Raw genomic sequence first — 25,647 nt, forward strand, 5'->3', positions numbered from 1 at the left:
TTTGGAAATCAATGCTGAAATTGGAAGAGGAAGGGTGCTTATCCACAACATGAACGGTCAGTTGGTTAGCCATTTTGACTTGGCCAGCATCAAAACTGAAAACAACCAGTTCAATATCCCACTAAACAACCTTACTCAAGGAATGTACCTGGTAAGCATCAGCAACGAACAAACTGTGATCAACAAACAAAGGTTGATCGTCAATCCATAAGCAAAGGATTTATCAATCATAAAAGGCTCCCTGATACTATTTCAGGGAGCCTTTTGCTATTTAAGAACTTACTAAGTGAGAAGGAAATTCCAAATACCCCTCACAATTCAATTTTCAATATCAACTTAGCGATCATCATGCATCAATTCAGGCAGGAGCTGCTCCATAGGAAAGATTTACTTACGGTTTAAAACAGTCTTGAAAACTTCAGCCAATTGATTAGCGAAATTTTGAACATTGTATTTCTCAACATGAAGAATTTTGGCTCTTTCTCCCATTTCATCAAGATTTAATTCGCCGCCTATCATTTTCTTCAATTTTTTATTCCATCCCTCTGGATTATTTTCATTAACCCAGAGCCCTATTTTTTCTTCTTCTATATCGATATCCAAAAATGAATGCTGTGTCATTAAAATTGGTTTACCTACCGCCATGGCATCCAACAAAACTGTAAGTCCATAGGTATTTCCTTTTTCTCTAATTTCTTCTTTTAGTGGGATAATAATAAACGAAGAATTAACGTATGACTCCAAAAGTTGATCATATGGCACCCAGGTAGTGTCAACTGTTACATTTGCTGGAAGATTTACTGAAGAGGGGATGGTATTTGGGGTACAATATATCTTTAAGTTATAGGGTAAATTTTCAAAAGCTTTAATGAGCATGTCATAATCTCTATCAGCTGTACCGGCACAAACTGCATAAGGAGCTTGATCACTTTCCTTCTTCGCTTTCAAATTTTTATAAAAGCCCACATCTGCCCCCCAACTTACAGGGAAACATTTACTCTCTTTTTCTTCCTCGTTATAATGAAGATCTCTTTGTGTTTTTACCATCAAATTTTTTGAAAAAAACGCAAACGCATCAAACTGCCGCAGATGTTTAACTCCCAACTTATTCAAAATAGAATTCTTGTTCTTATAATAAATAAAATTTTGATGAGCTAAACCTACCAAAGGAATCTTGAGCAACCCTAAAAACCTCAAGAATGTTAACAATTTATTGATAGAAACTGGATAAGGCATATAAACAAGATCATAATTTTTAATTATAAATAATGCTCTCACCTGTTGATCTAGGAATGGTATTTTTAGGTACTTACCTATTTTGTCAAGCCACTTGTATTTTTGATGTTTGTGGATATCTACTATAAAATCTCCTGATTTCTCTAATTCAATCTTCCCCATTAGGTAATGGCTTGGATTGGTCCCCTTTTTCCAATTTTCGTAGATATTTTCAAAGGAATAGGAGTTGATTAAAAGTACTTTTATCTTTTTCTCCATAATTTGCAGCCAAATTAGATTCGTTCCAATTCTTCTATCTTTGCGACGATGTACTGGGCAGTAGCATGTTCTGAACACTTTTCCTCCCACCATGCGAGTGTTTTTCGATGAATTTCCTCAAGCTTAGCCTCATCCTTTAATAACTCTTGTGCAATATCACATCCTTTTTCCCAATTGTTCACTTGAATTAAGGGAGAATTGGCATAAAAAGGAGTATCTGGCAAAGGTTCAGAAATGATTACACAGCCTGCTCTCATCGCTTCAAAATGCCTAAAGCATTCTGTCATAAAATACCCCTTTGGGCACAGTACAATTTTAGAATCTGCCAATACTTCCCCATACTTCTCTGGAGAAAAGCCAGCTTTAAATCCATTATTAAAAATGACAATAGAATTAGAAAAAAACGAACTAAAATCACTGCCAAGCTTCAACAAAAACTTTCGGTAGTAATCATGTGTTAAAATTTTCTCTGAAGGTAAAATAAAACCCCATTTGGAAAAAATTCGGTAAAAATCTATTCTGTTCATATTAAGGTTTCCCCTAAAAAAAACATTGTATTTCCTTTTATTTATAGGTTTATTTGGAAATTCAGGAACAGCATTCACATAGCCTAAGGCAAGAGGGAAAACATTTTTAGCCTTAGCTTTCATTCCTATATAGGATTTAAAAACTGCAAAATACTTATCAGAAAAACAACTAGGATCTAAACCCCTCTCATCTGAAAAATAAAGTAATATTTTCTTTTTACTGGATTTATAATCGCCACTAGGTGGCATAATATCAGTTCCTGAATCAGGGTTTCTTTTATTTACGCGGTGATTGGAATAAATAAAAAACTCAAAATCATCAAACTTCCCTTGTAGAATCCCCCTTAACTCATCAATTACATTCTTTATAAACTTTGATTCATTCAATTCCTCAAATCTATAATCTGATTTGTCTTCTATTGAAACATTGGTAAGACCAAACAATTTCATACCTTAAATATGTGTTTATTAGTTAAAAATGGAAAACAAATTCTAAAGAATCGAAATATTATCCTAATATAGCTATCTTAAACGAATTTTTAGAACAGCTTTCTCTAATTTTTCTGCAAATAATTCGGAATTGAACTTTTGCAAATATACACGATTTGCTTGATCACTCATTTTCCGAAACATCCGTTTGTCTTTTGCTAATAGCTCAACGGCTTCCACCCATCCATTTACATCTCCTTTACCTACAGTAATTCCAAAACCCTCTTTAGCAGCATCTATATTAATCATTGGATTCTCTGTGATAACAGTGGGTTTTCCTAAAGCTACTACATCTTGTAAGCTTGTCATACCTTGACAACCTTCTTGACTATCAGGGTATTTAAGAGGTATTAATATAGCAATAGACTCTTTATAAAACTTAAGCAGTTCTTCATAAGGAATAAAGGAAGCATTAATGGTCACATTACTAGGTAAATCTTTTACCACAGGTTTTGAACTTGGTGTGCAAAAAATCCTAAGTTGGTGATCCATTTTTCTAAATGCCTCAATTAATGTGACATAATCCCTGGCTGTATGACCAGCGCTTATAAAGTAAGTCAAAGCATCTTCTTCATTGCTAACTACCTTATCGTAAAACTTAGTATCTGGCCCCCATTGCGCTGTATCAATTTTAGCCAAATCACTCTTTTTAGTAATATTTAGTGCCCTAATTGTATGTTCCTTCAGCTTTTCACTAAGAAAAACAATACCGTCATATTGAAACAAAAATTGCTTACTGACCCACCTTAAAAATGAATTTGAAGAATTCATTTTCATAAAAGGTTGGTGTATGGTCACTAAAATTGGTTTTCTGTACAAACCCAATAATTTTAACACTATTAGTAGCCTGGTGTTCGACCAAGAATAAGGCGCGTACAATATATCAAAATGCTTACCATAATTCAACAATCTCAACTGTTGGTCCAGGTGTTTGACTTTTAACAAACTACCTATTCGATTAAGAAAAGAATATTTTTCATGCTGAAAAATTTTAACTTCAACATTTCCTCTTCTCTCCAACTCAACTTTTCCCCAAACATGGTGACTTCCACTTTTACCCTGTTGCCAAAGCGCATAGGCATTCTCCATGCTATAATTGTTAACCAGTAGTAACCTTGGTTTTTCCCTTTCTTCCAATATCTTAATCGTTTATTTAAATTAGGTTTTCCTTCTGTTACTAGGGCTAAGCCTCTCTGTCAGAAGAAGCTTCACAAATGCTACATTAGTAGTAAGGTACCGTTTCCACATTCTACCAGGTTCTTGCATTGTCCTGTAGAACCATTCAAGACAAATGTTCTGCATCCACACAGGTGCTCTTTTCACTTTTCCAGATACCACATCGAAGCTACCCCCTACTCCCATTATAAAGGGCACATCCATGACCTCTTTGTATTTATTTAAGAAAATCTCCTTCTTTGGGGAGCTCATTGCTACGAATAAAATATCGGCATTAGAGGCTTTTATTTGCTTGGCGATTTCAAGTTCTTCATCCTTTCCAAAATACCCATTCCTGTAGCCTGCAATTATATCTTTATTGTATTTATTTGAATAAATATCAACAACCTTATTAACTACATCTTCTTTGGCTCCGAGAAAAAATATTTTATAATTTTCCTTAGCAGCTAAACCTACTAAATTATCCATAAGATCAATTCCTGCTACTCGCTCAGGAAGATATTCTTTTAAAAAACGGGCTGCCCAAACGATAGATTGCCCATCTGCATTAATAATATCACATTCAACTATTGATGCTTTTAGCTCAGGATCTTTTTGAGCATTAACAAGCTTTGCAGCATTCACTACTACGTGGTGCAAATTTTCTTTCTTCTTGATACTTTGGTTTATCAATGCCACAGTTTCATCCATGGTTAAGGAATCTACAGGTACATTACAAATACTAATTCTTTTTACCTCTTTCATAAGATTGCTCTTTATGTAAACTTAATGTTTTATATTTTTCATTTTTATCAGTAGAACTTATCCTTGCTAGTACCTCTCTTTAAGCTATCCAAGCACCCTATCAGGAGTGTTTTTTGTTGTAAAAAGAACTTTCTTTTTTAAATAATACTGTAAAAGATAAAAACATCCACGCTTGCGCCCACCGCATATAAGGGATTCTAGACGTAAAATGTTTGTTAATCTGATAATAAAAATAACCTTTTGGAGATTGCATGTTAGCTATAGTCCATTGCATCACTTTAACAGCCATTTCTTTGTGTTTATCAAATTGCCCTAACTTATCTAATGTAATCAACAATTGGGTAGGTGCATGAATATCCACTGGGAAAGTACTGTTATTATAATATTTTGAAATACCTTCATCAGTAAAAAAGGTATTGATATAATAGTCAAATCCCTTTTCCATATAACTATCAAAGGAATGGTCACCAGAATATCGCGCATAATCAGACAAGCACTCAAGGTTATAACCAGTGTGGAAATTATCGATCCAATGATGAAAAGGCAATGTCCCATAACTCCAAGCACCGTTTTCTTTCTGATATCCACAAGCGAAATTCACAGCTTTCTTGGCTTCCTCAATTAATTCCTTCTCACCAGAAATAGAGTAAACCCTACTTAGTAATCGTGCTCCTAAAAGTGAAGCATTGAAAACAACACTCTTATCTAATGGAGAATAAGAAAAAGAGAAGTCTCCTTTGTCATCGTAAGTACGATAAAGATCCTTTAAAACAAAATCACAGGCACTTCTTGCTGCAGCATAAAACTCCTTTCTCTCAGTAATGGCAAAAGCATCAAGTAACCCACAAGCTATAAATGTAGTGGCCACTACTGTAGGAGTATATTTAGGTTGGAAAAATGCCCTGGCTTGCCAGTCAAAATTGTATCCCCAACAACTTCCACTCCACCCCTTTGTTTGTAGATCCAAAATTTTATCTCCAAAAAAATTAATCTTCTCCAAATAATGGGTTTGTGGATCAATTTCGTAAAGGTTACAATAACTTGTTAGAAATAAACCCAATGCTTTTGGGTTAAATTCTTTAGGCACACCTACAAGAGGCCTTAGGTTCATAGGTGCGCGCTTAAAAAACTGCGTCCAAGCTAGCTTAGCAATACGAGATTTCGAAAGCAAAGGAATGGACTGAAACAGTTTACTATTTAAACTATCATACGGATCATACCCTTTATATTCCTCCTTGGAACAAAAGTCGGCCAATTGTTCAAAGGAGTAGAAAAAATCGTTTACTTGACTCATTGTTTCTTTGTTTGATGGCATTTTAATATTGTTTCAATCAGTATTTTCCGAAAATCAATGTATCTATTTTGAGAGAATTAAACCAGCTTATCGTATAAGTAAAACTCAAAGTATTGAATTAAAAACACCAAGTTCTCTTTAAAGACAAATAAAATAAGTCTTTAAACCAGTGCGCTTTCCTTCCTTTCGCATAGGATTTCCGACTCCCGAGAATGTTTGAGATATATGATTGTAGCTTACATCCAATATACCTACCAATTCTATTAATAATACTTTTCTATATAAGCTAATAGTTGGTCTACCCTTTTGCTCCAAGAATTGTTTGCCGCAATAGTGATTCTTTCTTTGATCAATACTTCAGTATTTTCGTCGAATGCCTGCTTTACAAAAGATACAAATTCATTATCGTTATTCGCTTTATAGACTGTTCCTTCTGGAAACTCCCAATGCCTCACATTCGGAAGATTGGTTATTACTGCAGGTCTACCAGTGGCCAGATATTGCCACATTTTATTTGGTGTTCTACCTGTATTTGGATCATCCATATAGTATGGAGCGATAGCGACATCCATCTCCAACAATTTCAAACTCAATGGATCACCTGTCATTACACCATGAGCAACCACTTTTTTAGGCATAGATAAGTGGTCCAGAAAATCATCTTTAATAGGCCCAATCAAATGTAATTCTACATTTTCTATTTCCAAAATTTTATTAATGAGTGCCAGTGGTGTTTTTTTCTTGTCGATATAGCCAAGTAAAACCACTCTTATCTTTTCTTCTATTCGATTTATGGTTAATCGGGATTCCTCTACTTTGGGAAATTCAGGTGCTCCTAATGCTAACTCATAGGATTTTGGATTTATCTTACTAAAATCATCAACTAACTTTTTTGCAGTCCCCAAGGAAAAGGTCGAAGTTTTTATCAACCTAGTCTGTGTGAAAATGGCGTAAGCTTTCATCCAACCAGGAACTTTGACATTGTTAATAAAGTCATCATTGGCCATATAAATAAATTTCTCAAAATATTTACCAACCAAATGCCCACCAAATTCAGTACAAATAAAAATAACATCTTTACCCTTAAACCGCTTTTTTAGCTTGCTAAATAGCCACACTTGGTAAGCTTCATTTAAGACCGGCATTCTGTACCTAAGTCTAAAACTAGATGGAAAAGATGGGCATAGTAATTCGAAGTTATCGTTTACCAACGTGCTTTCCAATTTGGGGATACCGATGGTATTTGACGACACAAAAGTAACCTTAAATCTTTTCGCTAATGCATGGGCCAATTGATGCCTGGATCGAGGTGGTCCGTCCCATTCTGTATTGGTATAAACAATAAATTCCATTGATCTAATAAATTTTATTTTCTTTCAAAAAATAATCAATCGTTTAACGATTTCGATATTTATAATAGATTGGTTTGAGAAGTGGTAGTGACGCCAAACCCATACCTGAACCTCAATTAGCTAAGGGAGTGCTCCTATTATTAGGGCACGTCCCAAAAGCATTTGGTTTTAACAACCTAAGTTAATATAAGAACGAACTGCCCAGCTAAAAAACAGCCACACTCTATAACCACTTAGAATATTAAATTATGAAAACAGTTCGTCTAGGCTTACCTCCTGAGGCATACCTGTAGAAAGACTGTCTAGTATTTTAAATGTAGTCAAAGTAGTCAAGCAAATGGATTCAAAAGATATTGGACTTTGCTTACCTTCTTTCACATTATCAAGAAAGCTATGCACTTCTTCTAAATGGCCTTTACCTGAAGACTTAAGCTTGGTCAGTTTGTTCTCCTTATGTAGGCTTCCTGCTCTAAAATCCTGAATGATTCCAACTTTCCCTCCAGAGAAAACCTCAATATTCTCCTTAGGAAGTGATTTATCACCATTAGCTAAATAAGTAAGGTTGCCTACCGAACCATCACTGAACTTAACCGTTACGGCCATATTATCGGCAGAAGTAATTTGTTCATTAGAAGTATTTATGGATTCAGCATAAACCTTAATTGGATCGGCATCAGTAAAATACTGCATTAAATCAATGAAGTGACAAACTTCACCAACAATGCGACCCCCTCCAATTTCAGGAATTTGAGACCAATGGTCTTTAGGAATAAAACCTGCATTCACCCTTATATTTACTACAAGAGGTTCTCCAGTGTTTTTAAATTCTTTTTTCAATTCCTCTGAAATCGGTGCAAATCGCCTATTAAATCCAACCATTAAGGATTTATCAGCACTTTTCTTGGCATGGATCACTTCTTTCAATTGCTCCATGTTCATAGCTAAAGGTTTTTCAACAAAAACATTTTTCCCAGCTTTAAGGCTATCAATCACATAGGAAGCATGTGACACATGAGGAGTGGCAATAAACACTGTATTGATTTCATTTTTATCAAAAACATCTTTTGCATCTGATGAGCAAAAATTGAATTTAAACTTATCTGAAACGCTTTTTGCAGTTATACCTTTTGAAGTAACTACTCCATCTAAAGATCCTCCCCAAGACTTTACATTCGGTATCAAATAGCTTTGCGCGAAACTACCTGCACCAATAAAGCCAGCATTTATTTCCTTAATGGGCTCATTGTTTACCTTAGTAACCGATTGAAGTTTGGCCGCTGATTCTTGGTATTTTAGTAAAATACCAATATGAGGTTCCTGAACTTTCCCCATCACAATATCATATGCTTTTACTGCTTCATCGATATCAAACAAGTGGGTTATCAAAGGTTTGATATTAATGGCCTTGGCCGCTATCAAATCCAAGAATGCTTCCATATTCCTCTGCTCAGTCCATCGGACATAAGCAAATGGGTAATCCTTGCCTAACTCTTCATAATCTACATCATATCTACCTGGACCATAAGAACAAGAGATTTTTAGCTCCAATTCATTTTTGTAAAAATAAGGTTCACGAGGGATATCCATTTTCACTGCACCTACAACTATAATTTTACCTTTTTTACGAGCTATTTCAGTAGAAAGGACTATTGGGTCATTGGTAGGTGTTGCCGCTGTAATGATGATAGAATCAAAGCCTCTTCCATTCGTGAAATTCTGACAAGCAGCGATCAAATTAGAATCGTTTCTATGCATGGATTGTCCTGCCCCTGACTCTTTTGCTAATTCGATCAACTTCTCTGACATGTCTATTCCGAAAACGGAGCAGCCATTTGCTTTCAAGAGTTGAACAGTTATTTGCCCAAGTAAACCTAGACCTATTACACAAACCTTTTCTCCTAATTTAGGGTCTGCTTGTCTTACTCCTTGCAGTGCAATGGCACCTAAAGTGGTAAAGGCTGCTTCATCGGAGCTAACATTATCTGGGATTTTTGTAACTAGGTTCTGAGGCACAGAAATCACCTCAGAATGAGAAGCATAATCAGCTCCTGCACAAGCTACCCTGTCACCAGGCTTAAAAGCTCCGTTACTATCCATGGAGGCGATAACTTTTCCAGAAGTACTGTATCCTAAAGCCTTTAATGAATCAAGTTTGGTTTTAACCTTATCCATAGTGGCCTTAAAACCCTCTTTACGAATATTCTGGATCACCTGTGCTACCAGGTCAGGTCTTTGTTTGGCTTTGCCTATAAGACTTGCCTGTGCTACCTTTACTGTACTTCTTTCCGTACCAGCACTAATTAGTGAATATTCATTTTCAACCAATACCATACCTTCAGAAATAGCCGGTACAGGAACCTCGTCTACATAAAGCTCTCCAGTCTTAAAATTTTGAATTACTTGTTTCATTGCTATAAAGAATAAATTAAATAATGTTTAGATACCTGTAATTTTTTCAATTTTTTGCACAAAATTATGCCAGGTGTTTTGCTTCATAAAAGTATTTCTATCCGCTTCTATTCGCTCATCAGCTGGGTCAAATTCCTCGATTATCTTGGGTATATCATCGAAATCTTTAAAAGTTCGCATAAAAGCCAAATTGCCCATATCTTTAAATGCACCATGATCCGGACCTAAAACGATTGCCCCCATGCGTATACTGTCCACCAATGAGCCAGAGCTAATTACGGTTTGGGATTTATAGGTAAACAAAGTAAAACGGGCCTGATTAGAATAATTTGCTATTTCTTCTAAACTTAGCAATTCATCCTTATAATCAGCACTTTCAGGCAATATAGAAAGAATTTTACTTTTATAATCCTGGTCACTACATCTTCCTATAATCAATACTCTCGCCTTATTTAATGCAGGTGATGTTTGTAGATAATTTAGAAAAATATCTATCCCTTTGTATGGGAAAATACTTCCCCAAATAAGGAAATCATATTTTTTCTCATCCGCCTGATAATTCCCCAATTTTTGAGTAAATGGGTGTGGAATCACATGAACTTTAGATAAAGCATCAGGATAATCCACAGCTACAAAATCTTTACCTGCATTCGAATGGGTGATAATAAAGTCAGAAGAACGCATCAGCCTATTAAACATATCACGAGTCACTTCATTCTCACCTTTATGGTGTGATCCTTTATTGTGTAAAACCCACACAATCCTTTTCGAGAATTTTTTAGCCATCCATAAAAACAGGCTAAAAAGTCTTTTTTGAACCCCTCCAAACTTTTTTTCTGGGATAGTTTCCGGCCAATTAAGAATGAATAGTTCTGCGTTATTGAAATGGATGAAGAAACTAAGAATTCCACGATTAGGTGCATTTGCATTCACCACCCTATGATTTTCAGCCAGGGCTTTCTGAAAATTAAAGATATAGGGATTTGGTGACCCTATTATCTTATCTATCTTTGGATACAAAAAAATGGCTGCCATTTTAAGCTTGATTTACCTTGTTTTCTAATGCTCCCAATTCAGACAATTCCTCTTTGAATTGCTTTCTAACCTTACTTGCATCATGCCTTTCCTCTGCAAGTTTTATAGCTGCTTCAGAGATCCTTTGTCGCAACTCTTTGTTATTAATCAATTCCATCAATCCATCCCGAAGTGCTTGGACTTCATTTTTTGTCACTACCTGAGCCCATTGATGATCCTGTGCATAAGTAACCAATGCTGTATCTTCAGGTGCAAAAACCAATACAGGCGTTCCACAGATCATGTATTCAGATGCTTTAGTCGGCATGGAGTATTTTATAAAAGCATTTGCCGAAGGGGTAAAATCATAGGGCAAAAACAGAAAATCTGCCTCTGAAAAACGGTCAGGTAATTCCTCATAAGGGACAAACCCTCTATGGACAATACAATGGTATTTATCAACCCATTCAGGCCTTTTACCTACCTGCAGCACCAATTCAACAGGTGTTTTTAGTTCTTTATTTAGTTCATCCAAGCATTTGGCCATGGTCTCCAAGGAACTCTGAATACCTAAACCCATTCTACCGGCATATAAAATTTGAATTTTATCCCCAAAATCATAAGAATTCCGCTGGCTCTTGCTCCAGAATTCAAGCTCTATGGGATTATGATAGGTAGAAAATGTATATCCATACCGTTCCCTATAAGCTAGTGCCATTGGTTCACTTATACTAAAATGTCTATCACAAGTAGACAACATTTCTCTAAACTCTTTATCTACAACTTTATGCCAATACCCACCCATTAAACCATAGCCAGGCAGCACTTCGATCCAATCATCCATCATATGGAAAACCATTGGTTTTTTTAAGTAACGCTGAACTAGAGTGCAAAAGACAACTGCTTCCCGCCTTTGTGCCTGGGCATAGATAACATCTGGCTTAAACTCATCAAGCCATTCCTTTAATTCAGGGGAAAGCTGAATACTGGAAGCCCAATTCAAGACTCCAAGCCAATTCAGTGCCGGATTAATGTACTCATTAAGCAAGGTTACCCTTAGCGGAGACTTCTTTATGGTTTCTACATTCTTCTTCTTCCTGTCAATTTTCAATGGGCCTGAAGGATATTTTCTCTTCATTAAATTTAAAGGGAAATTCCAAACATGCTCCTTATGACCCAATTGATAATACTTATCACAAATATCCAATTGTGTTTTTTCATTAAAAAGGTTACCTAAGCACACAGCAGCTAGGTGATCTTTCTTCCAGCCTTTAAAAAGATTAGATAAGGTGATTCCTCCTCCGGAAACATTGTTAAAGGGCTGGTTAAGAATCAATACTTTAGGATAATTCATATAGTAATCAACTTATAGTAAATGAATACACAATATTTAGAGCGTTCCGCTTTTCAACTTTTCAAGAAAATAATTCAGCTCAGCTTTGTTTCCATTATAATAATCTGAATAATTTTCCATAAAAATCTCAAATACCTTTTGCGGCGTTTTCTCTAGGTCATACTCCAATTTATACTGTCTCAATTTTTCTTGCAAACCTTCTTGCCCATCATAAACCACAAAGCAATCTGCTAACTTCCCTGGGCCGTGTATTTCCACTTCATCATCCAACCTCCAAGCCATACCCCATGATGTGTCGGGCGTAAAAACATAGGCGCCGCAACTCATGCATTCTGCAATCGGCAGACCAAAAGATTCAGGAAATTGAAGGAAATAAAATGTAGCTTTTTTATAAATCTCTCTGATTTCATCAAAAGTATATGATCCAGATAATTCAATATAAGGAATTCCTACTGCTTCTAATGCTTTTATCTGCTCATTCCGTTCTTTCTCGTAGCCCTCCCTATAAAAATCTATAATTGCCAAGTGTTCTTTTTTGGAAACTGGGGCTAGTCCTGTACTCTTCAAATACAAGCCTACCTGACTCCATGGTGCCTTTGGCTTACTCCTAATTTCGGTTACTTCAGAAACGGACAAATGCCAATCAAAAATATCTTCTTGGTGGTGTCCTCCATCATTTAGGTAGGAAACCATAGTTGGAGCATTACCTAAATAATAAACTTCATGAAAGATAAGTGGTATGCCTTCTAATTTCTTCCTTAACTTCACAAAGTCAAACGAATCACTCAAAAACGCCTTGGGACTACATTCTACGATTATTACTGCATCATATTTCTTTAACTTACGTAAGAACAATTGATCCTGAATATAATGGATCAACTGATATCCTTTCCAGGTAATATAATTGTAGTTTTTGGCTACTTTAGCATAACTCAACAACCGCTTAAACACGAATAATTCATAGAACACTTCAGACTTAACACCCTCTGCTTGAGATAAAAAACTGTGCAGGCAGTTGGCTAAAATTCTGGGGCTTGAATAATTTGGTTTGGTAACTATTGCTATATTTTTCATTGTCAAAACGTAACTTTTATCTAAAAACCTTAAAATCACTCAACCGGTTTAAAAAGAGATTTCATTTTCTCCTCTGGAATGCTTCGAATAAATGGGGAGTAACAAACCCCTACTCCAAACCAAACCAAAAAATAATTCATCGTAAACACCTGTACTGTAGAAGGATGAGTATTAATAAGCCAAAATAAAATCCATAGAGCAAATGCTTTAGTTAAATAATTTTTAGAGCTGAAAAGACCTAAAAATATAGCAGGAATCAAAATCACTAATAAAAGTACAAGGTTTATGATTCCTCCCTTCAATATCATGTTAAGGTAATCTGTTTCCACAGTTCCTCTATAGTTTCCGGATTCCATGGTTGGACAATAATATTCTCCCCTCATTCCCCGACCTATAATCCAATCTAAGCCTTGCATATCTTTATAGAAGTAGATTTCTATACCAGACCGGGTGTCTGTAACACCTCGATCTTGGAGGTAGTACAGGGCTTCCATTTCTACATTTAAAAAGACATAAACCCCTCCAATTACTGCAAAAAATAGCAGCGCTAACAGGATGGTGCCAGACAATAATTTTGATTTTGCACTAATAAAATAAATATAACCAGCCATTAGCAAGCCTAGACCTGCCATAAACAATAGTCCACGTCTTGCTCGAATAACTCCTAAAATTAGAACCACAACTATCACTACAAAAGCAAAAAAGTTTTTGGTTTTGGAATGGTACATGTGGGTGAATAAAATGAATAAGGCTGTAATTCCTAAAGATTTGGTAAAATATTCAACAACACTCCTATTTAGATCGTCAGGTATTACTTCTGTTAATATACCTCGAAACATTAAACTGAATAGAAGAAAAATAACACTGAGCAGAATTATTGCTGAAAAGAGTTTTTTATAGAGCAAAAAGCTCTTTCTAAACAATACTACGAGCGGAACCAAATAAAACATCCCTCCAAACCACGGGTTTAGAAAGATCAATTTTAAAACATTTTTATTGAAGGAAAATCCTCTAAATAAAATCACAAGTGCCCATAAAGCGAATAAAAAGAAGAAAATTTTAAAGTATTCGGACTCAAAATTAGGCTTTAGCAAATAGGCTGATGAGGCAAATATAGCTGCCAGTCCCAATAATTGCAGGGGCTGAAATAACATAAACGGCATCTCTTTGGTAGAAAGGATCGTAGAACTAGCTATGTAGGCAATGAATCCCAGCCAAAACACATTAATGGCTATCAGCTCATACCTATCATAGTGTAAAAACTCCTTTAAGGATGCGTTATATTTATTTACTTTTTCCACAAATCACTCCTTGATGGCGTCTTGCATTAAGGCCAGGTGCTGGTTAACAATTACACTTTTATAAAAATCAGGTAGCAAGTACCCTCCCAGATTATTGGACAGACAATAATTTAATCCATGTGAAAGATCAATTGCGTCCTTATACTTTGCCAAATATCCATTTTTAAGATGATCAATCATGTCCGGAATTCCTCCAACATCAAACCCAACAACAGGTGTTCCACAGGCAAGACTTTCCAAAATTGTTGTTGGAAGATTGTCTGCAAGGGAAGGTGCTACAAAAACATCTGAAGCATTGTAAACCAAATTAGTGGTATAATCATCGGTTATAAAGCCCATAAACTTACATGGGAAAGGTATCGAATCCTGTATTTCTTTATTTGGACCACTTCCAAAAATTAAAAGACAAATATTTAAATTTGGCTGCCTTTGTTTTAAGTCCTTCAACGCATCCATTAAATAGGTCCAACCTTTATAAGGGCTTGTGATTTTATTGGCCCCAAAAGAAATGACATATTGGTACTGGTCAATATTTAATATCTTCTTGGCAACTTTTTTCTCAAATGGCTTAAACAAATCCGTGTCAAGTGGGTTTGGAATCCTAAAAACAGGCTTATCCTTTAGTAGTGTTCCTTTTTTTGCTAGATTAAACAACCATTTACTTGGAGCAACAAAAGAAAGATTATCGTAATTGTGGTAAAATTTAAACTTTTCTTCAAACTGAGTATAGGAGAGGTCTTTTTCCTTGTCTCCCGGAAACATCGGGCAATTTTGACAATGACTTAAGAATTTTTGACAATCAAAACTATGAAAGCATCCCCCCGTAATGGTCCACATGTCATGCATGACCATAATCATAGGTTTGCCAAGTTTGGCAATTTTTTCTAATCCGTCAATGCTTAAAAAACCACCTAAAATCCAGTGAACATAGATGACGTCTGCATTTTTAACCCAATCATGGGAAGTTACATCACTACCAAAAAGTGATAATGCAAAACCACCTGCATCTTTATCAATGTTTCTTGTATAAAAATCCTGAATTCTTTGGTTTACCTTTCGAATAAGAACACCTTTTTTACCAATACGCTGGATTTTGGGATCACCTATAACATTGGAGTGCAATGAAAGTACACATGAATCGAGCCCACGTTCCAAAAAGGCTTCATGGTATCTCAACACATAATTTCCAGAAGGACTTGAGCCATATTGCAAATGAACTACTCGCTTCTTATTTTTACTTTCAAACCCTTGGTCCGAATTTACAATAAGCTTTTTACTGTCTACCTGATCCATAGTCCTTTCTTTTTCTTGTATATAATGAAATAATACTGAAGTGGGGCAATAATTATTCCATTGAAACTCGCAATTAGGGATGAGATAAAAAGTGCATGAACCCCCATACCATAATAATCTATTAGTAAATAAGCTGATCCTACAAAAATCAAAGGGCTAATAAGACTTGCCCAAAATTGAATCTTCAGTGCACTTATCCCATTTAAAAAGTTAACAAATATACTTGCAAACATAAAGGATGTGAAAAATATTAATCCCCAAAGAGATAAGGTAAAGTCTATATCTACCTGCCCTTTTAGCCATACCCTATAAACGGTGTCTGAAACAAACAACATAACAACACCTGCTAATACAAAAAGTAAGCCTATTTGCAAGTATTTAATGGTAGCCTTTTTAATCCAATTAATGTCATTTTTAAAAAATGCATCTGTTGATGCTGACCAAAATGGTGTTAAGAATATTCCAAATCCCATTCCCAAAACATTAAAGTATTTGTAAACCACATTGTAGGTAGTTACTTCATATGGTCCAAAACTTTGTGCAATTATTATATTAGAAGTTTGGTATTGAACTAGGCTAGCAATTTGAATTATGAAAAACACCAGGCCTAAACTAAATAGATTTTTGGATTGGGAAAAATTAACACTAGAAATAGATGGCTTTAAGTTTTTATAACTAGTGCCGAAGAAGTAAAAATTAGCAGCTACCAATACGGCTACTGGAGCAATGCAAAGCGCCAAACCCAGATTGATAAGTGATCCTTCAGTGGTTTTTACCAATACAACTATGACCAACAAAGAAATAATCTGTCCTAAAAAATTAATTAGAGAAGCCTTTGCCGGTTGTTGATCAGCTGTGATTAAGGTATTAATGATTTTTAATACAAATTGAAGACAAAAATAAGTAAAAATGATAATGGCAAGGATCGAAAGTTCCAACCTCATTTCTGAAGATGCATTTAATATATTGACCCAGTCTAGAAATGGGTTAACAATTAAGAATACTAACCAAACCGCCGAAAACACAATGGTCAGCACGGCATAGGTAGTACTTATGTACATTTTTGCGGCTGCATTGTCACCTTTAGTCCTTGCTTCTGCAAATTTATTTCTTAACCCGTGAGTCATGCCCACATTAAAGAAACTAAACCAGCCTACGATTGAACTTAGAGCCAACCATATCCCATAACGTGTGGGATTTATGTAGTCAATAGTTAATGGAACCATTATCAAACTGACAGCTATGCTACCACCTTTGATAAAAATTGAACCAACAATATTTTTTTTAGCAAGAACCGTTCTTGCATTTCCTTTTACAAGGTGTTTTTTAAAATATTGATAAATAGATGAAAATAATCTTTTCATTGGTTATATAAAAACATAAAATATAGGCTAAAAAAATTAAGTAGATGATTTGGAAGATTTTTTATCTTCCTCATAATAGCCATAAGAATAACCATAATACCCATTTGTCTGTTTTGCATCATTCATCACCAGCGAAGTGTTTTTAAGCTTGCTCTTGATGTCAATGTCTTCCATAAAAATAAGGTTTTCTTTCTTGGTGTAATTGTACCTGATCAAAAACAAGGTTCGGTCGCAATAAGGAGCTAGATTGAATGCATCTGTAACTGTGCCCACAGGCGCAGTGTCTAAAATAATATAATCAAATCTCTCTTTAAGCTTTTCTATTAGCTCCTTCACCTTGTCACCCAAGGTTAACTCAGCTGGATCTTCTGGAATATTGCCACAACCTATTAGAGACAATCCATCCACTTTTTTGAAGTCAAGAAGAATATCTTCTATTTTAACGTCATCGTTAGATAGAAAATCTGCTATACCAAGCTTGGTTTTCATTTTCACACTTCTGAGAAGCGCCGGCTTACGAAGATCAAATTCCAATACAACCACTTTCTTTTTAGCGATACTTAAGCTTGCACCAAGGTTTAAGCTAAAGAATGTTTTGCCCTCACCACTAATGCTTGATGTTACCATAAGCACTCTATCATCCTTTCCTTCAGCAACAAATTTCAAATTGGTTCTTAACAACCTAAATTGCTCTGCAATAGGCGTTCTTCTCCTCTCAGAGATAGCCAAAAGCTCGCCACTATTGGGATAATTGCTAATTTCCGATAAAATAGGGATATCGGTAATATCTTGAACTTGAGACTTATGAATAATTTTACTATTCAGTGTATTCTTAATATAGATAAAACCAAATGGACAAATAAAACCTACAATTAAAGCCATCCCCAAAATCACCATTTTATTGGGTTTCACTGGGGAACCACTTGAGGCTGCTTTGTCAATGACTCGAGCATTGGATACAGTAGTAGTTGCCAGAGATAAATTGGCTTCTTCCTTTTTAGATTGCAAATAATTGTATTGTTCTTGCTTTCTGACTTGCTCTCTAGAAAGTTCTAGTAGTCCTCTTTCAATTTCGGGAACATTAGATATTCTAGTATTTATCTGTGCCAGATCACTTTTAAGATTCTGACTTTCAATTCTCAACCCATTTTTAATATTCGCTATATTGGTACTTATATTGTCTTTTAAAGACTCCAACTGTCCAATTATAGTTGCCACCACAGGATTGTTAGGCTGAACTGTCCTTAATAAACGTTGCCTTTCATTCTGAAGACGATTAAATTCATCAACCAAACCTGTTAACGTTTCATCAATGATTGATAGATTAGATGCCACTTCAATACCTGTACTTTCGGGATCTTGTAAGTATTCTTCAAGATAATTCAGAACTTCAGTCTGTGTCTTAATTTCTGAAAGTTGGGCTTCAATTTCCTTACTGCTTTGAACCATCAGGGAATTTTCTGTCCCCATATCTGAGATATTATTCAACCTCCTGTACTCTTCTATTCGTCTCTCAGTATTATTTAATTCCCTCATTAAGGTGTCTAATTGGGAATTAATGAAATCTATGGTATTACTGGCCGTTACGTTTTTCTCCTTTACAGCCTGAAGGTTGTACTGCTCAATTAATTTATTAAGAATATCTTCGCCCTTTTTTGGCACAGCGTCTACCAAAGAAATATTAAAGACAGAAGCAAATCTTTGTGAAAGGTTTACCTGAATTCTTCCTTTATACATGCCAGCCACCTGATCTTTATTCTGAAAATAAACATGAAGAACATTAGGCATTTCCCCTAAAAACCACTCAGATTTATTGATTTTGATCTCTCCATACCAATTATCGATAAGCTCACCATATTTGTAAACCTTTTCTTTTTCATCTTTTTGAACCAAGATGAAATAATCATCAAATGGTTTGATGGTAACCCTTACCTCTTCAGGGTATTGACCTACATCAGGTTTTTTTAGTAAAGTTTTAACCTCAACAGGAATTTCTTCCCCATACAATTCTCTTTTCCTTGAATACTTGTCCTCCGTATAAAAGAAATAATCTAAAGGTAATTCCTCCACTGCATCTCTCATCAAACTATAAGAGGCTAAGATTTCCATCTCGTTTTCAACAAGCTTATTGGACTCATAGGCCTCTAACTCACTATAAACGGTGTTCTGAGCGAAGTCAGAACCTCCATCAACTTTGATAAGTATAGAACTGGAAACACTGTAGAGCGGTGTAGAGAAAAAGAGGTATGCGAAAGCCAAACCCACAAATAAAATTGTGGATAGCACGAATAGCCACCAAAATTTCACATAGCTTAATATTATCAATTTAAAATCCATAGGTCTTGCGTCTTGGTCGATAAATCCATCCAGTAATAGGTCAGATAAAATATCAGATTTCTTCATAAGGTTCACTATTCGAACCAATGGTTTATAACCAGGTTAACTATTATATTGCTCTATTTAAAAAATTTACTTTTTAAATCTGTTCAATTCTTTCTACTCGTTAAAAATATAACGAAGGTTGAACATCAATGAAACACCAAATGAAACCAAAATACTTAAAATTGTAAGCGATCGCTGATTGGTGCTTGCTTGTACAGACTTGATTTTATCAGGTTCTACATACAAAACATCGTTTTGTTGTAGCATAAAATAAGGTGAATTTAAAATAGCCTTGTCATTTAAGTTTAACCTTACGGCTTTTCTTGTGCCATTTTGGTCACGAATTAAAAGCACATTTTCTCTTTTACCATATTGAGTCATATCCCCCGCTAGACCTAATGCCTCCAAAATACTAATTCTATCCGTCGATAGGGTGAAGGTATTTGGATTAGCAACCTCTCCTATGACTGTAATTTTAAAATTCAAATATTGAATATTAACTATCGGATCTTTTACATATTCCTCAAGAATCTCAGTCATTTTGAGCGTAGCTTCAGCTCTGGTCAATCCAGCAATATCAATTTTCCCAACTACAGGAAAATTGATTTGGCCATTTTTATCAACAAGATACCCTTCATTTGCGGGCAATTGTTGGGTCATCATTCTATTTTGAGAATCATTAGAAATCACACCCGAATTAAATAATAAATTTGATTCAGGACTTTGCGTACTTACAACGATCTTTATTAGATCTGCAGTTTGGATTATCGGTTCTTCAACTTGACTGATATTTGTAGTATAACTGCTACCTGATTCGATATCACTAAAATAGACCAGATTTCTTTTCGCACATCCAAACAACCCAGAAAAGAGAATAATAAAAGCCAAACTATAAATTAGGTTATTGTTTTTCATTTGTAAATAAAACTGTTTAATCGGTTTAACCTGCTGAGTGATTAATTTGGGAAAAAAGTTAAAAATTTATAATGTCTAATAATTCCTTAAACACCTCGCAAGTTACTTAATTATCAGAACAATAAGAACTGAGATGAATAATTTTAATTGAATTAAGCTATGCCTTACTCACCTAGACAACATTTTAAAACACTTAGCCTCCTTGAATTCCGTTCCCAAAGAGGGTGTATTATGATATTTAATTAACTTTTGAATAGGTAAAAAGCATTTATCTGTCAAAGTTTTAAACCCATTGTCATTTAAACTAAGGCTGATTTATTTGCGAAAAAATTCAAATTAAATCTTTATTCGCCTTAAAAATTACTAACTCAACTGATAAACAATGGTATAGGATCTAAGCTGTTTAATCCTTTTGCTGTTTATTTATCCTTCTTAATACGCTTTCTCACTTTTACTCATTAAAGAAATAGCGGTATCAATTATTATCTTAATATCAAAGATAAGACACCATTTCCTAACGTAAAAGGAATCCAACCTAAACCTTGAATACAATTCATGGTAGCTATTTATTTCTCCTCTAAAGCCCTTGCTTTGAGAAAGACCTGTAATACCTGGTTTAACCTGGTGACGAGACATGAAATTATCAATCTCTTTAGCAAACTCGATATTCATTGGCACTGCCTGAGGCCTAGGACCTACTATAGACATATCCCCCAAAATTACATTTATTACTTGTGGTAACTCATCCAAACTGGATTTTCTTAAGAACTTACCAATCCGAGTAATCCTTGAATCATTAACAGTAGCTTGCTTGGTATCTGCGTCCTTGTTTTTGACCATCGTTCTAAATTTATAACAATAGAACAATTCATTGTCTCTTCCATGTCTCAACTGCTTAAAAAACACACTGCCTTTTGAGTCCAGTTTAATCAAAATTGCAATAATTGGAAATAACCACGAAACAACAAAAATCAATGTAAAAAAAGACACAAACAGATCAAAAGCTCTTTTCAATACTCTTTTGCTGTTATCATCATTTTGACCATATAGAATTTTGATTTCTCTTTGAGTTTGGTCATTAACAAAATTTTCCTCTTCTAAGGTTCGACCAAATTTTTGGTCTACTAAAACATTTTCCATCTCTAACAATCTTTACGAATCCTCTCCTAAACCTAATTACCTATCTAAAAAACATTTATGTATATCTGAAATACATTTTTACAAATATATAAAGCATTTTTCACAATGCAAGGATTTGGAGAAAAAAATAATCTTAAAAGTCTTTTTTTTGTATTTAAAATTCATTTTTATGGTATTAAAAATAATTTAGGTGGTTTTTACTCCTATATCACTTGAATAAAGTTGATTCAATGCACAAGCAATCGGATTAATGCAGACATGACGACCTCTACCAAAAAGCGTTCCTGAATTTTATTGAAAGTAAATAGCTGATAAAATCAAATTTAAAGAGGCTGCAATTTAATAAGCAGCGCCATTCTTGTTAAAAAAAACACCCAAGGTCCAGAACAAAATTTTAAAATCTAAAACCAATGACCAATTCCTGATATAAAAATGATCTAATTTAATCCTACCATAAATATCATAAAAGCCTAATATCTCACCTCTAAAGCCTTTTATTTGAGCCAATCCCGAAATACCTGGCTTTACAGAATGCCTAAACATATAATTACTTATGTCTGTAGAAAACATGTAATTCATAGGCACAGCATGTGGCCTAGGGCCAATGACGGACATCTCCCCCATCAATACATTAAAAAACTGAGGGATTTCATCTAAACTGGACTTTCTTAAAAATCGCCCTATCCTTGTTACGCGGGCATCATTTCTAGAAGCTTGCCTAGTGTCAGATTCCTGATTCTTTATCATGGTCCTGAATTTATAACACCTAAATGTCTTATTCCCTCTACCATGTCTCAATTGCTTATAGATAATCGGCCCCTTAGAGTCAATCCTAATCAATAATGCAATAATCGGAAACAACCATGGCATGATGAATAATATAAACAAGGAAGAGAAGATCAAATCAAAGGCTCTTTTCACCTTCAAATTGAACTGATCACTAAGGAAAATTTTTCCCTCGGGAGTAATATAACCACTGAGCTTGTTCGTTAAAAATTCTGGCTCATCCCTCTTTCTTAAAAATTTTTCCATGTTAATGATCTGTGAATCACCGGACTTAAACTATAAATCGTTTTACTGTATTTGAAATACAATAAAGCAAATATATTCAGCAATTCCGGTATAAACAAATTTTTGATGAATTTAAAATCAGGCAGTTAGGGCTAAAAATCAAAAAAAGGTTCGCCAGAAGTACAAATACCGGCGAACCTTAATGAATAGCAAATTTCACTTTGTCACATTATCAAACCATAAAAATTTTAAGTAACTCTAGTGTAATCTTTTACAGTTTGAATAAATAGCTTTACTTTTTCTGGAGATATATCAGGATATACTCCATGGCCCAAATTGGCTATGTGCTTATCGCCTTTAAACTGATCAAGCATTTTCTTAGTCTGAGCAACCAATACATCATCTTCCGCATACAATGCTGCTGGATCAAGATTACCTTGCAGCACCTTGGCCCCATTCATTTGCTTACTAACGGTGGCTATATCCATATTCCAATCCAAACCCACAACTTCACAAGGAAGGTCTTTAATGTCTTCCATTGCGAAATAGGCCCCTTTGGCAAAAACTGTTACTGGTGCTTCCGTTATGGCCTCACATATACGTTTAATGTATTTCATGGAAAACTCCCTGTATTGGTAAGGAGGTAAAATACCTGCCCAACTGTCAAATACCTGAATTAAATTTGCCCCTGCCTCTATTTGAGCTTTCAAGTACTTTATGGTGGTTTTGGTAATCATTTCCAAAAGCTGATGAGCCAATTCAGGGTTTTGGTATAACATTGCCCTAGCTTTAGAAAAGGTTTTACTTCCAGACCCTTCCACCATATAGGCAAAAATTGTCCAAGGAGCACCAGCAAAGCCTATCAATGGCACTCTGCCGTTCAATCCTTTTTTGGTTAACCGGATGGCTTCCAAAACATAATTTAAGGATTCGCCTGGATCTGCTATCTGCAAACGTTTTAAATCCTTGGCAGACCCAATGGTCTCCGGAAACCAAGGTCCTTTCTTTTCAATCATTCTATATGGCAAGCCCATGGCTTCAGGAACTACCAATATATCAGAAAATATAATTGCTGCGTCTACTCCTAATAAATCCACAGGCTGTATGGTGACCTCTGCAGCTAATTCAGGCGTCTGAGCCAACTCAATAAATCCACTTACACTTTCTCTAACTGCTCTGTATTCGGGCAGTATTCGTCCGGCCTGACGCATAAGCCATACCGGAGTTCTTTCCACTTTCTCCCCCCTAATGACTCTTAGAAGTAAATCATTCTTTATTTGCATGCCACAAATATAATCCAACTTACCACAAAAAAGAACAAGAAAGTACAAACAATAAGAGCCATTCCTGAAAATACAGGAATGGCTCTGGTAACTTAATAGTACAATTAGTTAATTTTTTTAGTCCAATTTTACAACATCGGCTTCACTTACACCCAGCGCTTTTGTAACCGCTTCATAGTCATTAAGATCTATTTTAGCATTGGTTTGGAGAAAATCCCCTGGTAGATAGACAATTCTAAAATAATGATTGAGCTTCCAATCTTCGGAAATTTCAGACAAATTAGTATTCGCAGTCATAAAGACCATGAAAAAATCCGCTGTAAATTGATAGTTGTAAATCAAAGTCTTTTCTTCATCTAAAAAAACCGTATTAGGTAATGGTGCCCAAAGAGGTTTTTCATCGATAACATTCCAAAGCATATACACCAAGAGATTATCTCCCTCCCCTATTTCAAAAGTAAATGCACTCGAATAATTATTTTCTGCAGTAAAGTCCACCTCTGCTTCCACAACCAAATTAAGTAATGAAATTCCATCTTCACCGTCTTCACCATCCTGACCATCAACTCCTGCAACACCAGGAGGGCCTTGGGGTCCTTCTGGGCCCTCACATGCTGGCAACACGAATAGAGCCACCATTGCAATTAGATATACAATTTTTCTCATAAAACTATAATTTTCTTCAAGTTTTCACCAAGCTATTTATGAAAGATAATGTGTAAAATCTCCAATTACAACAAAACATAAAAAAAACAGCTTACCAATAGGTAAACTGTTTTAAGTAAGTTATAGAAGGTTTTAACCTTGATTAATTCAAAACCTTCCTTTGAATATCATTTTCATCTACACCTAGCATTTCCAAGACTGCACTATGATTTGAATAATCCATCCTCAGATCTATACGATCAGCAGGAATGATCAACACTCTGAATATCTGATTGTCTGTATATCCAGACTCTAATGTATTTAAGTTAAAGTCCCCGTTCAAAAATATGGAATAATCGTAGTAAGTAAAATCAAAATCATAAGTGAAAATCCCATTGGGATGAAATTCAACCTGTGGCAATAACCTCCAAATATCAATACCATCTTGGTCCAATCCACCCAGCCTATAAATCAATACCTTATCAGATTCCAAAATATCAAACCCGTATTCACCCCTAATACCGAAATTTCCAGCTTGGGTAAAATCACCTTCTACTTCAAAGACTTCGGCAACAATATTGACTCCGTCTGCTCCAGCAGGTCCTACCGGTCCTACTGGACCTTCACAGCTCCACATAACAAAAGCTGCCAAAAGTACAAAAAGTGACCTCATGCCTAATAATCGATTACTTCTATTCATATGTATAAAATTTATTTGTATCTATTTTAAGAGAATCCAAAATCATACCAAATCATTTATTCAAGAGCAAAACATTTGATTTCTGCAACTCTCCCTCTTTTAAAACTATTTGCCTTCTTTAATAATAAGCATATTCAAAATTTAGACTTGGTTTGCACCTTCTGTTATGAACCTACTGGAGCCCACACCTCTACATGATCACTGGATATTATTTTATCGATGTAAATCCCTTTTAAAGTAAGCCCTTTTTCTTTCGCGAAATCCTGAATTGCCCTTTTCGTTTTATCAGGTCCGGGCATAACAAAACGATTCATTTCAAGTTTTGCCACAATTGCACTTTGACACTCTACCGATTGGGAGACCCAAGGTGTTGAAAGGCCTTCATTTATCCGATCGGATTCATAGCCAATAAAAACATGTAGAGTATCTCTTTTACCTTCAGGTTCTATATAGTAAATGGTCTGCAAAGGTTTGTCTTTTCGTGCAGTTTCTACCTCCCGAAAATATTCCCCAATCTTTTCATCCTGCGGAATACCTATATAATTCAACCCTACCAAATTCAAATCAGAACATTCTGTCTGCCTAAGTTCAATGGCAATAAATCCTCCCAAATAAACATAAAGTGAACTAAGAAGGAGTAAGAATACACCTATAGACAGTAATATTATTTTTCTTTTCACCATTAA

General features: G+C 35.2%; 22 protein-coding genes. 1 reads left to right on the plus strand and 21 read right to left on the minus strand.

Annotated features, from left to right (window positions below; genetic code table 11):
- A partial coding sequence (locus tag AC13EX_RS17530; RefSeq protein WP_482891318.1) for a T9SS type A sorting domain-containing protein occupies positions 1-211 on the plus strand: 211 nt, incomplete at its 5' end.
- A gap of 176 nt (positions 212-387) precedes the next feature.
- On the opposite strand, the gene AC13EX_RS17535 is transcribed toward AC13EX_RS17530, so the two are convergent.
- From AC13EX_RS17535 to AC13EX_RS17635, 21 genes are all read right to left on the minus strand, one after another.
- Positions 388-1,494, minus strand: a complete 1,107-nt coding sequence (locus tag AC13EX_RS17535; RefSeq protein WP_482893707.1) for a glycosyltransferase — start codon at positions 1,492-1,494, stop codon at positions 388-390.
- A 14-nt stretch (positions 1,495-1,508) separates the two neighbouring features.
- On the minus strand, positions 1,509-2,471 hold the full coding sequence (locus AC13EX_RS17540) for a glycosyltransferase family 47 protein (protein ID WP_048640584.1): 963 nt from the start codon (positions 2,469-2,471) through the stop codon (positions 1,509-1,511).
- Positions 2,472-2,543: 72 nt separating this feature from the next.
- Positions 2,544-3,647: a glycosyltransferase gene (locus AC13EX_RS17545; RefSeq protein WP_084011614.1), complete on the minus strand. Its 1,104-nt coding sequence runs from the start codon at positions 3,645-3,647 to the stop codon at positions 2,544-2,546.
- Positions 3,648-3,668: 21 nt separating this feature from the next.
- A complete protein-coding gene (locus AC13EX_RS17550; protein WP_084011616.1) occupies positions 3,669-4,430 on the minus strand; it encodes a WecB/TagA/CpsF family glycosyltransferase in 762 nt (253 codons plus the stop codon).
- Positions 4,431-4,530: 100 nt separating this feature from the next.
- Positions 4,531-5,724: a prenyltransferase/squalene oxidase repeat-containing protein gene (locus AC13EX_RS17555; protein WP_482893708.1), complete on the minus strand. Its 1,194-nt coding sequence runs from the start codon at positions 5,722-5,724 to the stop codon at positions 4,531-4,533.
- A gap of 263 nt (positions 5,725-5,987) precedes the next feature.
- Complete coding sequence (locus AC13EX_RS17560) at positions 5,988-7,076, minus strand: glycosyltransferase family protein (RefSeq protein ID WP_482893709.1); 1,089 nt, start codon at positions 7,074-7,076, stop codon at positions 5,988-5,990.
- A gap of 246 nt (positions 7,077-7,322) precedes the next feature.
- Complete coding sequence (locus AC13EX_RS17565; RefSeq protein ID WP_482893710.1) at positions 7,323-9,485, minus strand: bi-domain-containing oxidoreductase; 2,163 nt, start codon at positions 9,483-9,485, stop codon at positions 7,323-7,325.
- Positions 9,486-9,512: 27 nt separating this feature from the next.
- Positions 9,513-10,520, minus strand: a complete 1,008-nt coding sequence (locus AC13EX_RS17570) for a glycosyltransferase family protein (protein ID WP_482893711.1) — start codon at positions 10,518-10,520, stop codon at positions 9,513-9,515.
- A gap of 1 nt (position 10,521) precedes the next feature.
- Positions 10,522-11,853, minus strand: coding sequence for a glycosyltransferase (locus AC13EX_RS17575; protein WP_482893712.1), 1,332 nt, complete (start codon positions 11,851-11,853; stop codon positions 10,522-10,524).
- Positions 11,854-11,889: 36 nt separating this feature from the next.
- Positions 11,890-12,927: a hypothetical protein gene (locus AC13EX_RS17580; protein WP_339714244.1), complete on the minus strand. Its 1,038-nt coding sequence runs from the start codon at positions 12,925-12,927 to the stop codon at positions 11,890-11,892.
- A 35-nt stretch (positions 12,928-12,962) separates the two neighbouring features.
- Complete coding sequence (locus tag AC13EX_RS17585) at positions 12,963-14,228, minus strand: hypothetical protein (RefSeq protein WP_482893713.1); 1,266 nt, start codon at positions 14,226-14,228, stop codon at positions 12,963-12,965.
- Positions 14,229-14,231: 3 nt separating this feature from the next.
- Positions 14,232-15,521, minus strand: a complete 1,290-nt coding sequence (locus AC13EX_RS17590) for a glycosyltransferase (protein ID WP_482893714.1) — start codon at positions 15,519-15,521, stop codon at positions 14,232-14,234.
- Positions 15,509-16,885, minus strand: a complete 1,377-nt coding sequence (locus AC13EX_RS17595; RefSeq protein WP_482893715.1) for an MATE family efflux transporter — start codon at positions 16,883-16,885, stop codon at positions 15,509-15,511. Before AC13EX_RS17595 ends, AC13EX_RS17590 begins: the two co-directional genes overlap by 13 nt.
- A gap of 36 nt (positions 16,886-16,921) precedes the next feature.
- Positions 16,922-19,288, minus strand: a complete 2,367-nt coding sequence (locus AC13EX_RS17600; protein WP_482893716.1) for a GumC family protein — start codon at positions 19,286-19,288, stop codon at positions 16,922-16,924.
- 93 nt (positions 19,289-19,381) lie between these two features.
- Positions 19,382-20,182: a polysaccharide biosynthesis/export family protein gene (locus tag AC13EX_RS17605; RefSeq protein WP_048640595.1), complete on the minus strand. Its 801-nt coding sequence runs from the start codon at positions 20,180-20,182 to the stop codon at positions 19,382-19,384.
- Between the two features lie 432 nt (positions 20,183-20,614).
- Entirely contained in the window at positions 20,615-21,322 is a 708-nt protein-coding gene (locus tag AC13EX_RS17610; RefSeq protein ID WP_482893717.1) for a sugar transferase, read from the minus strand.
- A gap of 339 nt (positions 21,323-21,661) precedes the next feature.
- A complete protein-coding gene (locus AC13EX_RS17615) occupies positions 21,662-22,354 on the minus strand; it encodes a sugar transferase (RefSeq protein ID WP_482893718.1) in 693 nt (230 codons plus the stop codon).
- A 227-nt stretch (positions 22,355-22,581) separates the two neighbouring features.
- Positions 22,582-23,616 carry a uroporphyrinogen decarboxylase gene (hemE, locus tag AC13EX_RS17620; protein ID WP_482893719.1) on the minus strand — a complete coding sequence of 345 codons (1,035 nt, stop codon included), beginning with the start codon at positions 23,614-23,616 and terminating at the stop codon, positions 22,582-22,584.
- Positions 23,617-23,733: 117 nt separating this feature from the next.
- A complete protein-coding gene (locus tag AC13EX_RS17625; RefSeq protein WP_048640599.1) occupies positions 23,734-24,282 on the minus strand; it encodes a hypothetical protein in 549 nt (182 codons plus the stop codon).
- 142 nt (positions 24,283-24,424) lie between these two features.
- Positions 24,425-24,961: a hypothetical protein gene (locus AC13EX_RS17630; protein WP_482893720.1), complete on the minus strand. Its 537-nt coding sequence runs from the start codon at positions 24,959-24,961 to the stop codon at positions 24,425-24,427.
- Positions 24,962-25,125: 164 nt separating this feature from the next.
- Entirely contained in the window at positions 25,126-25,644 is a 519-nt protein-coding gene (locus AC13EX_RS17635) for a hypothetical protein (RefSeq protein ID WP_482893721.1), read from the minus strand.
- Positions 25,645-25,647: the final 3 nt, after the last annotated feature.

The organism is Cyclobacterium sp. L-R (assembly GCF_056859355.1).